Origin of the sequence: Citrobacter gillenii, assembly GCF_013337685.1 — a bacterium.
Lineage (GTDB): Bacteria > Pseudomonadota > Gammaproteobacteria > Enterobacterales > Enterobacteriaceae > Citrobacter > Citrobacter gillenii.
Genome location: NZ_SUQN01000007.1, coordinates 186686 through 201870 on the forward strand (window position 1 = coordinate 186686; position 15185 = coordinate 201870).

Annotated in this window: 11 protein-coding genes, 1 tRNA gene and 2 other RNA genes; 2 read left to right on the forward strand and 12 right to left on the reverse strand. The window is 52.8% G+C overall.

Annotation, left to right across the window (positions count from 1 at the left end):
* Positions 1-12: 12 nt before the first annotated feature.
* Complete coding sequence (hmsP, locus tag FCH32_RS17640; RefSeq protein WP_096759169.1) at positions 13-1998, reverse strand: biofilm formation regulator HmsP; 1986 nt, start codon at positions 1996-1998, stop codon at positions 13-15.
* A 424-nt stretch (positions 1999-2422) separates the two neighbouring features.
* Between hmsP and megL the strand changes: the two genes are divergently transcribed.
* Both megL and FCH32_RS17650 read left to right on the forward strand, forming a co-directional pair.
* On the forward strand, positions 2423-3619 hold the full coding sequence (gene megL, locus FCH32_RS17645) for a methionine gamma-lyase (protein ID WP_096759168.1): 1197 nt from the start codon (positions 2423-2425) through the stop codon (positions 3617-3619).
* Between the two features lie 118 nt (positions 3620-3737).
* Positions 3738-5036 (forward strand): SLC5/6 family protein, encoded by a 1299-nt coding sequence (locus FCH32_RS17650; protein ID WP_146718142.1) that lies wholly within the window; start codon positions 3738-3740, stop codon positions 5034-5036.
* Positions 5037-5080: 44 nt separating this feature from the next.
* On the opposite strand, the gene FCH32_RS17655 is transcribed toward FCH32_RS17650, so the two are convergent.
* The 11 genes from FCH32_RS17655 to eptB form a co-directional block, all read right to left on the reverse strand.
* Positions 5081-6283: a sigma 54-interacting transcriptional regulator gene (locus tag FCH32_RS17655; protein ID WP_174361273.1), complete on the reverse strand. Its 1203-nt coding sequence runs from the start codon at positions 6281-6283 to the stop codon at positions 5081-5083.
* Between the two features lie 176 nt (positions 6284-6459).
* Positions 6460-7464 carry a dipeptide ABC transporter ATP-binding subunit DppF gene (gene dppF / locus FCH32_RS17660; protein ID WP_115257215.1) on the reverse strand — a complete coding sequence of 335 codons (1005 nt, stop codon included), beginning with the start codon at positions 7462-7464 and terminating at the stop codon, positions 6460-6462.
* Positions 7461-8444 carry a dipeptide ABC transporter ATP-binding protein gene (gene dppD, locus FCH32_RS17665; RefSeq protein WP_096759164.1) on the reverse strand — a complete coding sequence of 328 codons (984 nt, stop codon included), beginning with the start codon at positions 8442-8444 and terminating at the stop codon, positions 7461-7463. The genes dppF and dppD overlap by 4 nt, the downstream gene beginning before the upstream one ends.
* A gap of 10 nt (positions 8445-8454) precedes the next feature.
* Positions 8455-9357, reverse strand: a complete 903-nt coding sequence (dppC, locus tag FCH32_RS17670) for a dipeptide ABC transporter permease DppC (RefSeq protein WP_115257214.1) — start codon at positions 9355-9357, stop codon at positions 8455-8457.
* Between the two features lie 9 nt (positions 9358-9366).
* Positions 9367-10386 (reverse strand): dipeptide ABC transporter permease DppB, encoded by a 1020-nt coding sequence (dppB, locus tag FCH32_RS17675; protein WP_096759162.1) that lies wholly within the window; start codon positions 10384-10386, stop codon positions 9367-9369.
* A 193-nt stretch (positions 10387-10579) separates the two neighbouring features.
* Positions 10580-12187 carry a dipeptide ABC transporter periplasmic-binding protein DppA gene (dppA, locus tag FCH32_RS17680; RefSeq protein WP_115257213.1) on the reverse strand — a complete coding sequence of 536 codons (1608 nt, stop codon included), beginning with the start codon at positions 12185-12187 and terminating at the stop codon, positions 10580-10582.
* Positions 12102-12338 (reverse strand): hypothetical protein, encoded by a 237-nt coding sequence (locus FCH32_RS17685; RefSeq protein ID WP_162604169.1) that lies wholly within the window; start codon positions 12336-12338, stop codon positions 12102-12104. Before FCH32_RS17685 ends, dppA begins: the two co-directional genes overlap by 86 nt.
* A gap of 578 nt (positions 12339-12916) precedes the next feature.
* Positions 12917-13051: non-coding RNA, RtT sRNA (locus tag FCH32_RS17690), on the reverse strand.
* 31 nt (positions 13052-13082) lie between these two features.
* Positions 13083-13217, reverse strand: a non-coding RNA gene (locus tag FCH32_RS17695) — RtT sRNA.
* 31 nt (positions 13218-13248) lie between these two features.
* Positions 13249-13325 (reverse strand) — tRNA-Pro (locus tag FCH32_RS17700).
* A gap of 91 nt (positions 13326-13416) precedes the next feature.
* Positions 13417-15108 (reverse strand): kdo(2)-lipid A phosphoethanolamine 7''-transferase, encoded by a 1692-nt coding sequence (gene eptB, locus FCH32_RS17705; RefSeq protein ID WP_174361274.1) that lies wholly within the window; start codon positions 15106-15108, stop codon positions 13417-13419.
* Positions 15109-15185 lie beyond the last annotated feature (77 nt).

Below are 15185 nucleotides of genomic sequence, written 5' to 3' on the forward strand. Positions count from 1 at the left end.
GTAATCAGCCCATTACTGCGTTAAATAACGTTCTTCGAAGATATCTGCCGGAACTGGACGGGCAAATAAGAATCCCTGCGCCACTTCCACGCCCGCCTGTTCCAACCACGCGCGTTGGGCTTCGGTTTCGACACCTTCAGCAATCATCTGTAAATCGAGGCTGTGCGCCAGCTGAATAATCGCCGTGATCATGCTGCAATCCTCAGGCACGCCGTCGACAAACATCTTATCGATTTTGAGCACATCCACCGGCAGCGACTTCATATGCTGTAGCTGGCGTAAACCGGCGTAGCCCATACCAAAGTCATCCAACGCGATACGCACACCTGCATTACGCAGCGGGCGCAAAATGGCAACGGCCGCGTTGGGATCATCGATATGTCGGCTTTCGGTCACTTCGAGAATCAGCGTGCCGGGCTTCACACGATACCGGTTTAGTAGTTCCAGCAGGTCTGACACCATATTCGGGTGCATTAACTGCAGTGCAGAAAGATTGACCGATAGTGGAAGCATCAGACCGCGCTCCTGCCAGGCAGCAAGCTGGCGGCAGGACTCTTCCAGCACCCAGTACCCGACAGTTACCATCAGACCACAGGATTCAATCCTGTCGATTAACCCTTCCGGCAGTTCCCAGCTTCCATCCGGCTGCTGCATCCGTAACAGCGCTTCCGCACTCAGTATTTTGCCGCTGGCAATTTCTACCTGCGGCTGCATCCACAGCGCAAAGTGCTGGTTGTCCAGCGCGGTAAGAATGTCGTTCTCTTCCGTCAAACGCTGCTGAGCTTCTTCCATTTGCTGCGGGTCAAAGAACTGAATCTGGTTTTTACCCTTCCGGCGTGAGGTGAGTGCCGCAGAGAGCGCACGGCTGTAAAGCTGCTCTGCGGTTAAGTCGCCATAAAACATCGCGACCCCAATATTGCAGTTGGGGCGCAGTTGGATGCCGTGGATAGGCAAACGCTCATTAATGATAGTGAGTACTTGCTGACCTAATGTGATGGCATGCCAGGGTTCCTTCACACCATGCGCAATAATGGCAAAATCGTAGCCACTTACCTGGGTAAGCACCATTCTGGGCGCCAGTACCGACTTGAGTTTTTCGACAACCGTCAGCAGCAGGATTTCCCGCTGAGTTTCGCTCAGCACGCCTGCGGTATCCCGCAACGTTTCGCAGGTGACAATCATCAGTGCTGTGGTCTGCTTACGGGATACAACCTGCTCCAGCAGCCCCATTAAAAACGTTTTGTTGGGCAGTTCGGAGACCGGAAAACGCATTGAATAGTCGCTCAACTCTTCGCTGCGGCGCTGCACCAACTGCTGGTTCAGGTTGTAGCTGCGCACCAGCATGCCAATCTCATCATCCTGATGCAGGCGCGGCAACGCCAGTTGGTAGCCCATTAACGCCTGCTGAGGGATCTCATTCAGTTCTCGGGCTATTTTACGTAACGGATGCACAATCAAGCGGTTAATACACCAGGAGATCGCCACCGTCAGGACCAGGGATAAAAGTAAGTAAATGGTCACTAACGTTGAGAGCGTGCTCATCACGAATTTGTACATACGGTACGAATCCGCCTGCAGCACCAGATAGGCCAGCGGCTGTGGGTTGGCAGAACGCTCCAGAGAATAGACCGGCAGCGAGATCTGCACCGGTAGTTCGAACAGACGCGTCACCGTTACCGGGACCGAACGTTCGGGAATAAAGCTCATCCGCAAAGCCTGAAACTGATTCGGCAGTACCACATCGGCACGGCTGACCACGCCCGCGGGCTGAATTCGCCGTAAAATCGTCTCCGCTTCGGGGATATCCCCTTTCAGAATGGTGGCCGACAGGGGCTCACGTACAGAGCGGGCGATACTTTCCAGTTGCGTAGCCGTGTTATAGCGGTTCTGCTGTACCAAATGAAACAGCAAAACGGTGCAAAAAATAAAAACAAACACCATGACTACGGCCGCAACCATCGCCATCTGCTTAATTGTTAACGAGCGACTGACACGCAAACTGACTCTCCATGGATAAATAAAACTGCCGTCAGAGTATACCCGATCATAGCGTTATTAAGAGAGGCGCTATCTGAAAAGTTCCCATCGCGTATTTTCGCCGCAGGTTTGACGCCTGGCGTGGAAAGTTACCGACAGAAAGGCGAAAAAGGCCGCAAGATTACGCCTCACCGGACAAGCCCGGTTTATCGATGATTCTGCGGTAACACATCACCCCAACCACTTCGCCAGTACCGCGTCTGCATGAAGCCTCGCATTCACGTTTATCTCGCCGTAACTGGAAAGTTATTTGCCAGCTGGCAACTTTCCTGACGGCATCTCAAATTATTAAATTACTAACACATTGATTTCTATGCATTCATGTTCTGGCACAGCGATTGCTATTTGACTGTGAGCTGTTCTGTTCCGAATCAAAGGAGATATCATGTCTGACTGTCGTGCTTACGGATTCAATACCCAGATCGTTCATGCGGGCCAACAACCCGACCCTTCCACTGGCGCGCTCAGTACGCCTATTTTCCAGACGTCAACCTTCGTTTTTGACAGTGCCGAACAGGGCGCCGCCCGCTTTGCGCTTGAAGAACCCGGCTACATCTATACGCGCCTTGGAAACCCCACCACCGACGCGCTGGAGAAAAAGCTGGCTGTGCTGGAAAGAGGCGATGCCGCGCTGGCAACTGCATCCGGTATTTCAGCCATCACCACCTCGTTGCTGACCCTGTGCCAGCAGGGCGACCATATCGTTTCCGCCAGTGCCATTTACGGCTGTACTCACGCTTTTCTGTCACACAGCCTACCGAAGTTCGGCATTAACGTCAGCTTCGTCGACGCCGCCAAGCCGGAAGAAATCCGCGCGGCCATGCGCCCGGAAACCAAAGTGGTGTATATCGAAACACCAGCAAACCCAACGCTCTCGCTGGTTGATATTGAAACGGTCGCCGGTATCGCCCATCAGCAAGGCGCATTGCTGGTCGTGGATAACACCTTTATGTCGCCCTACTGCCAGCAACCTCTGCTGTTAGGTGCCGACATCGTGGTGCACAGCGTGACCAAGTACATCAACGGCCACGGGGACGTGATTGGCGGTGTGATTGTTGGCAAGCAGGAATTTATCGACCAGGCACGGTTCGTCGGGCTGAAAGATATCACCGGCGGCTGCATGAGTCCGTTCAACGCCTGGCTGACGCTGCGCGGCGTGAAAACGCTGGGCATCCGAATGGAGCGCCATTGTGAAAACGCGTTAAAAATTGCCCGCTTCCTGGAAGGGCATCCGGCCATTACCCGCGTGTATTACCCGGGCTTGCCTTCACATCCGCAGTATGAGCTGGGTAAACGTCAGATGAGCCTGCCAGGAGGAATTATCAGCTTCGAAATCGCCGGCGGCCTCGAGGCTGGCAGACGGATGATCAATTCTGTAGAATTGTGCCTCCTCGCGGTCAGTCTCGGTGACACCGAAACCCTCATTCAGCACCCAGCGTCTATGACACATTCGCCCGTTGCGCCAGAGGAACGGCTTAAAGCAGGTATTACCGACGGACTTATCCGTCTTTCTGTTGGTCTTGAAGATCCAGAAGATATTATTAACGACCTTGAACACGCCATCAGAAAGGCAACATTCTGACTATTACGGCCTGAACCGATGCAGATCGGTTCAGGCCGTTGAGAATCAAGGCACAACAGCCTGGCTATACACGTAATTCCTTTTCAGGGGAGAGCGTGTATTTTCGGCAGGGGGTTCTATGCAGGACAACACATTACAATTAAGCAACACTACAGCAACCGCCGCATCCTTCTCAACAAAGCTACCTTTTACAAAATACGATTTTGGTTGGGTATTACTCTGTATCGGCATGGCAATTGGCGCCGGAACGGTGCTGATGCCGGTACAAATTGGTTTAACCGGTATTTGGGTATTTATTGTCGCCTTTATTATTGCTTATCCCGCCACCTATATTGTGCAGGATATTTATTTAAAAACGCTCTCTGAAAGTGAAACCTGTAATGACTACACCGATATTATTAGTCATTATTTAGGTAAGAACTGGGGCGTATTTCTTGGCGTCATCTATTTTCTGATGATTATCCACGGCATCTTTATTTATTCATTATCGGTTGTTTTTGACAGTGCGTCCTATATCAAAACCTTCGGACTCACCGATGCCGATCTTTCGCAGTCAATTATCTACAAAGTCGCGATTTTTGCGGTGCTGGTTGCCATTGCTTCCGGCGGAGAAAAGCTGCTGTTCAAAATCTCCGGCCCGATGGTGGTGGTAAAAGTTGGCATCATCATTGTATTTGGCTTTGCGATGGTCCCGCACTGGAACTTTAATAATATCAGCGCATTCCCTGAGGCGGGCGTCTTCTTCCGCGATGTCCTGCTAACCATCCCGTTCTGTTTCTTCTCGGCAGTGTTTATTCAGGTACTGAACCCCATGAATATCGCCTACCGCAAAAGGGTGTCAGACCGGGTGTTGGCTACGCGCATGGTCATTCGTACCCACCGCATCAGTTATATTACGTTGATTGCAGTCATTCTGTTCTTCTCATTTTCCTTTACCTTCTCTATTAGCCATGAAGAAGCGGTCTCAGCCTTCGAACAAAATATTTCCGCACTGGCGCTGGCGGCTCAAGTTATCCCAGGACAAATTATTCACATCACCTCCACGGTGTTGAATATTTTTGCCGTACTGACAGCATTCTTCGGTATTTATCTGGGATTCCACGAGGCTATGAAGGGTATTATTCTTAACGTACTGGGTCGTGTTATCGACGTTGAGAAAATTAATCCATTGGTTCTGACGCTGGGGATTTGCGCCTTTATCGTCACCACGCTGGTGATTTGGGTGTCGTTCCGCGTATCAGTACTGGTGTTCTTCCAGTTGGGTAGCCCGCTTTACGGTATCGTCTCGTGCATTATTCCGTTCTTCCTGATTTATAAAGTCACACAGCTGGAAAAACTGCGCGGGATAAAAACCTGGCTTATCCTGCTGTACGGAATGTTGCTGTGCCTGTCACCGCTGTTGAAGCTGATTGAATAACAAATTAATTAACCCGATAACAGCGCCGTCAGCCCTGACGGCGCTTACTCCACGCTCTCCAGCTGATAGCTACGGATTTTGTTCAGTACCGTGGTATGCGACACCCCCAACGCTTTGGCAATATGCCGCGATGAAACATTCTCATCCATCATCTGCTCTATTAACTGACGCTCAGCGCACTGAACCTGCTGTTTAAAAGGCTGTCCGCCGCGGGACTGATTAACTGAGGTTATACTCGCGATACCCAAATCCTCTCGGGTAATCACATCAGATTCTGCCATCAACATCAGACGAATAATGGTGTTTTCCAGTTCGCGCACGTTCCCCGGCCAACCATGATGATGCATGGCATCAAAGCAGCCTTTATCCAAAATTAACCGGCGCTGAAATTCTTTCGCGTATTTCTGCACAAAATGGCGGATCAGCAGGCTGAGATCCTGCGGGCGTTCCCGCAACGGAGGAATAGTCAGGGAGAGAACGTTAATTCGATAATACAGGTCGGCGCGCAGCAGGCGTTGTTCGACCATCTCTTCCAGATTGGCGTTGGTCGCCACAATAATACGCACGTTAACCGGAATAATCTGCGCCCCGCCCACGCGGCGGATCCCGCCATCTTGCAGTACTCGCAGTAATTTGGCCTGTAAATTCAGCGGCATCTCACCAAATTCATCCAGGAAAAGGGTGCCTTTATCCGCCATTTCAAACAGCCCTTTTTTGCCTTTACCGTCCGCACCGCTGAAGGCGCCTTTTTCGTATCCGAAGAATTCACTCTCCATCAGCGACTCGGGTAATGCAGAGCAGTTAACCGGAATAAATGGATAAAAGCTGCGCTGGCCAGAGTTATGAATAGCTCGGGCCAGCAGCTCTTTACCGGTTCCGGTTTCACCGCGGATCAGGACGGTATATTTTCTGTCCGCAATTCTGATCGCTTTTTCGATCAGTGCCTGCATGCTCTGGCTGCTGCAAATAATGTCTGAAAAATAGCGTGGGCGTTCCACTTCGGGCATCGACAGTTCGCTTATCTCTTCGCAAAAGTAAGCAACGTTAATAATATCGGCACGCTGACTTAAGCTGGATTGCACGCAGGAAATATCCTGCAACTGACGGCACCAGGATTTAATCAGGATCCGGCCTGCCGTCACTTTCATTGAGATGATATTGATATCACAGCAGGAAAACTCCTTCAGGACATCCTCAACCATAGACAGGCGATCAATTGTTTTAATATCCCAGCGTATCGTGACCACATTTGCTCCAGGTAGTTAGCAACTGCGAAGTAGATATTTCGGTGACGCTCAAGAATCTGACTACATTCTAGACGCTGTGGAATAATGTTCTGCCAATGGACTCACATTGTGGAAGTAAAAACGAAATATAAAAAAACCGGAGCACAAGGCTCCGGTTATTGGGTCATAACCCACGCTTATTGCTGCGGATTCTCATCCTGGTCTACGGCAAAGCACGCCACCAGCTGACCGCCGTAATCTTTAAGCTGCGGCTGTAGCTGGGTACAAGGACCAAAACGACGGCGGCAGCGGGCGTTGAACGCGCAGCCCGGCGGTGGATTCAGCGGGCTTGGCAGCTCGCCGGTCAGCTTGATGCGCTCACGACGGTCGTCCGGGTTCAGACGCGGCGTCGCAGAGAGCAGCGCCTGGGTGTACGGATGGCGCGGATTGTTGAAGATCTGATCTTTGGTCCCTTTCTCCACGCAGCGACCTAAATACATCACCATCACTTCATCGGCAATATGTTCCACTACCGACAGGTCGTGGGAGATAAAGACATAGGACAGCCCCAGATCCTGCTGCAGATCCATCATCAGGTTCAGCACCTGCGCACGCACGGAAACGTCCAGCGCGGAGACCGGTTCGTCGGCAATCACCACGTCCGGGTCAAGCATCAGACCGCGGGCGATGGCAATACGCTGACGCTGACCACCGGAGAACATGTGCGGATAGCGGTCGTAGTGCTCGGTTTTCAGACCCACTTTCGCCATCATCTCCAGCGCTTTTTCACGACGCTGCTCTTTGCTGAGCGAGGAATTGATCTGCAGCGGCTCCTCCAGAATCTGCCCCACTTTCTTACGCGGGTTCAGCGAGCCATACGGGTTCTGGAACACAATCTGGATTTTCTGCCGACGCAGCTTCTGCGCCTGAGGGTCATGCTTGAGCAGATCCTGCCCCTGGTAATACAGCTCTCCGCCGGTCGGAACTTCAATCATCGTCAGCAGGCGACCCAGCGTTGATTTCCCGCAGCCCGACTCGCCAACCACCGCCAGCGTTTTGCCACGCTCTAAGGTAAATGACACGCCGTCCAGCGCTTTAACCAGGCGCTCCGGGGCGAACATCCCCTTCTTCACCGGATAGTGTTTTTTCAGGTCAATTGCCTGCAACAATGGCTGTTGCGAGGTGGCCTCGTGCGTACTCATAGTGTGGGCCTCCCGGCATCATCGAGTGGGTAGTGGCATTTCGACTGGCGACCTTCGCCCAGTATGTTCAGCTCCGGCTCTACGCTACGGCATTTGTCCGTGGCATACGGACAGCGCGGGTTCAACAGACAACCGTTCGGGCGGTCGTATTTACCCGGCACCACGCCCGGCAACGAGGCCAGTCGCGCTTTATCCTGCGCAAACTCCGGCAACGCACGCAGCAATGCCTGGGTATACGGATGGCGGGGCGCGCGGAAAATATCGTGTGCAGCCCCGGTTTCCACCACCTGACCGGCATACATAACGATGATTTTGTGTGCCGCTTCTGCCACCAGCGCCAGGTCATGAGTAATCAATACCAGCGCCATATTTTCTTTCTGCTGAAGCTCCAGCAGCAGTTCGATGATCTGGGCCTGAATAGTCACGTCCAGCGCGGTTGTCGGTTCATCGGCAATCAGCAGTTTCGGACGACAGGCAATCGCCATGGCGATCATCACGCGCTGACTCATGCCTCCAGACAACTGGTGCGGATACACATCAAGACGTGAAGCCGGGTCAGGAATGCCCACCAACGTCAGCAGGTCAATCGCCCGCTGAATACGGGTTTTCTTGTTGCCACCCTGATGCACCTTAATGGCTTCCATAATCTGGTAGCCGACGGTGTAGCACGGGTTGAGGCTGGTCATTGGGTCCTGGAAAATCATCGCCACTTCAGCACCCACCAGCTGGCGACGCTCTTTTTCAGAGATGCGTTTCAGGTCGCGGCCGTTAAACTCAAGGCTTTCCGCCATCACGCGGCCGGGGTAGTCAATCAGCCCCATAATCGCCAGTGAGCTGACGGACTTACCGGAGCCGGATTCCCCGACAATCCCCACCACTTCGCCCTGGTTCACACTGTAGCTGATGCGGTCTACGGCACGGAATTCGGCGCCAACGTCGCCGAAATGTACAGATAATTTGTCTACATTTAATAACGCCATCTCGAACCTCTTACTGCTTCAGTTTGGGATCGAGCGCGTCACGCAGACCGTCACCCATCAGGTTAAATGCCAGCACCGTCAGCAGGATCGCCAGACCCGGGAAGGTCACGACCCACCAGGCACTTTGCGCGAACTGCAACACGTCGGAGAGCATAGTGCCCCATTCCGGTGTTGGCGGCTGCGCGCCCATGCCCAGGAAGCCAAGCGCGGCCATATCGAGAATGGCGTTAGAGAAGCCGAGCGACGCCTGAACAATCAGCGGCGCAAGACAGTTAGGAAGAATATTGACGAACATCTGGCGCATCGCACCGGCACCCGCCACGCGAGAGGCGGTGACGTAGTCGCGGTTCACTTCCACCAGCACGGCGGCACGTGTCAGACGCACATAGTGCGGCAGCGCCACGAACGTCAGTGCCAGCGCCGCATTACCTATCGATGGGCCAAATACCGCCACCAGCACCAAAGCCAGCAACAGGCTCGGCAGTGCCAGCATGATATCGACCACTCGCATGATGACGTTATCAACGATGCCGCCGAAATAACCGGCCACCAGCCCGAGAATCACGCCCATCAGCAGCGAGAGCACCACCACCAGACAGCCGACCAGCAGCGACAGGCGTGCACCGTACATCAAGCGCGACAGCACATCGCGCCCTACGTCGTCAGTACCAAACAGATGCGCCCACGAGCCGCCTTCCTGCCACGCAGGAGGTGCCAGCAGCGTATCGCGAAACTGTTCCGCCGGGTTATAGGGCGCAATCCAGTTGGCGAAAATTGCAATAAACAGCACGATGACCACATAAACGAGGCCAACGACCGCACCTTTGTTGCGTTTAAAATAGTGCCAGAACTCCTGCAACGGGGTCATCGGCACCGGTGCAGCAATAACTTTATTTTCAGTAACCTGTGACATGATGGCCCCTTACTTCTTATGCCGAATACGCGGGTTCACCACGCCGTACAGCAGGTCTACCAGCAGGTTGACGAGAATAATCATCGTCGCTACCAGTAATACACCGCCCTGCACTACCGGATAATCACGGCGTTGCAGCGCATCAATCAGCCAGCGCCCCAGACCCGGCCACGAGAAAATGGTTTCGGTCAGAATAGCCCCTGCCAGCAGCGTACCGACCTGCAGACCGATAACGGTCACCACAGGCAGCATGGCGTTGCGCAGAGCATGAATGACGATCACGCGCATCCGCGTCAGCCCCTTGGCGCGCGCGGTACGAATGTAATCTTCGCCCAGCACTTCCAGCATTGACGAACGGGTCATACGCACGATAACGGCCAGAGGAATGGTGCCCAGCACCATCGCGGGCAGGATCATATGCGCCACGGCATCAATGAAGTTACCCTCTTCACCCCAGATGGCGGTGTCGATCAGCATAAACCCGGTCAGCGGGTTGGAGTCATCAAGGAACACCATGTCGCTCACCCGCCCGGAAACCGGCGTCAGGTTCCACTGCACGGAAACCAGCATGATCAGCATCATGCCCCACCAAAAGATAGGCATGGAGTAACCGGTCAGTGCCAGACCCACAGCGGTGTGATCAAAAATGGAACCACGCTTAACCGCGGCGAGTACACCAACGGGAATGCCTACCGCGGTGGCAAACATCATGGCGCAGACACCGAGTTCCAGCGTCGCTTTAAAGCGCGGCACGAACTCTTCCCACACCGGCAAGCGGCTTTTTAACGAAATGCCTAAGTCACCATGCATAACCCCCCAAATGTAATGGAGGTACTGCTGCCACATCGGTTTATCCAGACCGAGTTCAGCCAGCAGTTGAGCATGACGCTCAGGGGAGATCCCACGCTCACCCGCCATGATCATTACCGGATCGCCGGGGATCATATGGACGAAGGCAAAGGTGAGAAGAGTGATACCGATAAACGTAGGGATGACGAGTCCCAAACGTCGGAGAATGAACTGCAACATAACCCGGATTCTCTCTAATGACGCACGGCCTGGAACCGTGAATCTGTATTACTCACAAATCTTATCCCACGCATAAACAACTGTGGGTAAAGCACTACGCCGGATGGCGCTACGCTTATCCGGCCTACTCTCGTAGGCCTGCGCAAGCGTAGCGCCGCCAGGCATGGGGTGCATGAACACCCCTGAGTTTTAATTATTCGATAGAGACGTTTTCGAAGTGGTGTTTGCCTAATGGATCAACCACATAGCCTTTGACTTCTTTACGCACGGGCTCATACACGGTGGAGTGAGCAATGATCAGCGCAGGCGCCTGGTCATGCATCACTACCTGAGCTTGTTTGTAGAGTTCAACACGCTTGTTGTGGTCGTCGGTCGCGCGGGCCGGTTGAATCAGATCTTCAAACGGCTTGTAGCACCAGCGAGAGTAGTTGGAGCCGTCTTTCGCTGCCGCACAGCTGAACAGGGTGGCGAAGAAGTTATCCGGATCCCCATTGTCCCCGGTCCAGCCCATCATCACCGCCTGGTGCTCACCAGACTTGGCACGCTTGAGGTACTCGCCCCACTCGTAGGTGACGATTTTGGCCTGGACGCCAATTTTCGCCCAGTCCGCCTGGATCATTTCAGCCATACGGCGTGCGTTCGGGTTGTACGGACGCTGTACCGGCATCGCCCACAGTTCAACGGTGAAGCCTTTATCCTGGCCCGCTTCTTTCAGCAGCGCTTTGGCTTTTTCCGGATCGTAGCTGTAGTCTTTAACGTCGTCGTTATAGCCCCACATGGTTGGCGGGATCAGGTTCTTGGCTGCAACGCCTGCGCCCTGATATACCGCTTTGATGATCGCTTCTTTGTTCACCGCGTAGGTCAGCGCCTGACGCACTTTCACGTCATCAAACGGTTTTTTCTCGGTGTTGAAAGACAGGTAACCCACGTTCAGGCCCGCCTGCTCCAGCAGGTTGAGGTTTTTATCCTGCTTCATGCGCGCGATATCAGCCGGGTTCGGGTACGGCATCACCTGGCACTCATTCTTCTGCAGCTTGGCGTAACGCACGGATGCGTCAGGGGTGATGGAGAAGACCAGACGATCGATCTTCGGCTTGGTGCCCCAGTAACCTTCGAACGCTTTATACAGAATGCGCGAGTCTTTCTGGTACTGCTGCATCTGGAACGGACCGGTACCGATTGGGTTCAGATCCACTTTCTCCGGGGAGCCGGCTTTCAGCATGTTGTCGGCATATTCTTTGGAAAGAATAGACGCGAAGTCCATCGCCAGATCTGCCAGGAACGGTGCTTCCGGGCGGGTCAGTACGAACTGGACAGTGTTATCGTCGACTTTCTTCACTTCACTGATCAGATCCGGCAAGCCCATCCCTTCGAAGTACTCATAGCTGCCACCAGAGACTTTATGGTACGGGTTCTGGGCGTTTTTCTGGCGGTCAAAGGAGAACACCACGTCATCAGCGTTGAAGGTACGCGTCGGTTTAAATTCTTTATTGTCCTGCCACTTCACGCCCTGACGCAGGTGGAAGGTATAGGTTTTACCGTCTTCGCTGATTTCCCACTTCTCAGCCAAGCCCGGGATCACTTCAGTCGTACCGGTTTTGAACTCAACCAGGCGGTTATAGATCGGTACTGAGCTGGCATCATAGGTTGTGCCAGAAGTGAAAAGCTGTGGGTTAAAGCCTTCAGGAGATCCTTCTGAACAATAAACCAGAGTTTTAGCCTGTACGCTTGCTGCGACGGTCATAGCCACCAGGCTCAGACCAAGCTTCAGCATCCCTGACTTCTTCAAGGAAATACTCATTCTTCTGCTCCAAATGTGATGTTTGTTGTTTTACCCTTTGCAGTGGGTTTGCACCGCCTGGCCTTTTTTGTTTTTTACCCGGCCGGGTCGGCGTTAAGAGGATGGGGATTCCGTTCACATAAGCGACTGAGTTGCAGTGCGGATTCTCCATGAAATGCCCCTCATGCCCTACAATCTGTCAACAGAATGTGAAAACGTCAATACAGGTAACCGTGATTTACGCCAACGGTGAGAATTCGCAAACAAAGATTAAAAAAAGTGCAGAGGGGCATTTTCAGCAGGGAAATTTGTGCTACGCGGCCTATACCAGAATAAATATCTTCATATTTAGCAACGTTTAGTGATTAACATTTATGCAAAATGTGAAAAATTTCTTAATGAATGCTGCATATCTGAGCGATTAATACCATGAACGTTAAAGCGCACAGCGGAAAATGCTAGGTTCAGCCATAAGTAACGCAAAAAAAGATTCAAGCAAATATAAAAAAAGACAATGGAATATGTCACAGAATCGTTAACAGACAGTGGGAAGTGGTACACAATTTTTGCAGGCGAAATGAAGATGAAACGGGGAAGCAGCCCGTAGGCCGGATAAGGCGTCTGCGCCGCCATCCGGCGATGCAGACTCCCACGCGCTTTAATTGCCTGATGGCGCTGCGCTTATCAGGCCTACAACTCCTCTCGGCTTCAGATGCAAAAAACCCCGCTCGTTGAGCAGGGCTTTAAATTTGGTCGGTGATAGAGGATGACTCGCCACTGCGTGGCTCGCCCTGCGGGCCGTTGCTGGCGCAACGTTCTCTCGCTACCGCTCGAGTCGAACCTCTTGCCCCCGGAGGTTCTCATCCTCTCGGCTTCAAATGCAAAAAGCCCTGCTCGTAGAGCAGGGCTTTGAATTTGGTCGGTGAAAGAGGATGACTCGCCACTGCGTGGCTCGCCCTTCGGGCCGTTGCTGCCGCAACGTTCTCTCGCTACCGCTCGAGTCGAACCTCTTGCCCCCGGAGGTTCTCATCCTCTCGGCTTCAAATGCAAAAAGCCCTGCTCGTAGAGCAGGGCTTTGAATTTGGTCGGTGATAGAGGATTCGAACCTCCGACCCCTTCGTCCCGAACGAAGTGCGCTACCAGGCTGCGCCAATCACCGAATGCGGGGCGCATCTTACTGCTCAGGTGCGCGCCCGTCAATCCCTTCGTATCAAAATGCCATTCGATCGGCGAGAAAGTCAGCAGGCCGGTTACTGCGCCGTGACTTTCTGCCCGCCCGGAACGTTGCACCAGTTATTGTTCTCATTTATACCGCCGTTTGGCGAGGTATAACCGAGGCAACCCAAAATGGTGTCATACAGTTCCACATGACGGCGCGGGACCTTCATATCCGCCTCTTGCTTCAGGTGAGCAAACGCCTTCGCATGATCGGGGTCTTCCAGATACTTATCCGACATCCACACCATCATCGGCACGCGGAACTGCTCTGGCGGCGCCATTTTACGCGGCGTACCGTGCAGGTGCTCACGTTCGTTAATAGACTCACCGTGATCGGCGGCATAGAACACTATCGCTTTCTTATCGCGCAGTTGATCAAACACTTTGGTAATAAAGTGATCGACATAGGTCACCGAGTTGTCGAAAGAGTTAATCATCTGTTCTTTCGAACAGCCGCTATCGACATCCACACACTCAGGCTTCCACTGTGCATACTCGCGAGTGTAGCGCTGCGTGTAGTTAAAGTGTGAACCTTTGGTATGCAGAATAATCAGGCGCTTACCGCTGTCATTCTGCTTTAAGGATTGCTGCATTTCGGTAATCAGCAGCATATCGTCAACCGTTTTGCCACGGTTACGCGGCTCTGCGCCAATTTGTTCACGATAGGCGATGTTTTCCGCCATGGTATTACTGTAGAACCACATCTCGCTTTGCATCGCGTAAAGGTCTGTTTTAAACCCTAACTGACCGAGTACGGAAAAAACGTTTTGTTCTTTCAGCGTCCGCTGTGGGTTTTCTTCCGCACCACCTTGACGTACAAACATGCAGCGCAGCGACAACTTGGTCGCGGTATCACATGAATACCCACGGAATGCCGCCAGGTTTTTCTCCTGAGCCAGCCTTGGTGTGGTATTTCGCTCGTAGCCAAAAATCCCCATATGATCCCAGCGCGTGGTCTCACCAATAATAAACACCACGTAGGTGTCATCGAGATTCTTGGGGGCAACATAGGTGAATTTTTTCGCCGGGTTCATCAGCGATTTGTTGTCTGAGGACTCATCAACCTGCGCCCAGGCATACAGCCCTAACGCGGAGAGCCAGTTTGACGGCAGATAGGAGTTTGCCACGACGCCGCCGTAGCTGGGTAAATCGATGCCGGTTTCACGCTCGACGGATCTCTGCTGCATGCTGAGCAGACGAATCGGCGCCCATACCATGATCCCCGCCAGCAAAACGACCGCCACATTGCGAAATCTCATACCTGGCGTGCGCAGCTGTTTTATCAGGGTGTAGCGACAACGGTTATTCCAGATTAAGAGCAACGGCAAAATACTGACCGAAACCAGCCACGCAATAAAATGCCAGCCCACAACTTCCTTCGATAAATCAATATCGGTGGTCATAACCGAGGCAATAATGCCGTAACCGATCACCACGTTCAGGAAGGTCATATAATAGCTGGCACCTGCGGAACACAGCACCACAAAGGTTGCCAGTACACGCCAGGCGCGTCGGCCAAATAAAGAGAGAAGACGAAGTAAAAAGAAGGTTGCCAGCACCGCGCCAGCTAATTCAACAACCGCAGAGATTCCTTTCCAGACGGTGAACTCGTACGCATATCCGCTAAAACGACGGTAAAATACAGCGGAGTTCATAAACAGACCGATATAGATTGCCAGCAAGAGACTGAGCTTCTGCTGCGTCATCGACTTAATATATCTCATCAATAAAACCTGGAAAACGGGATAAAAAGCCCTACTTACAGTCAGTTAGACCGGGCAGGTGAAAGATGCGACAACGG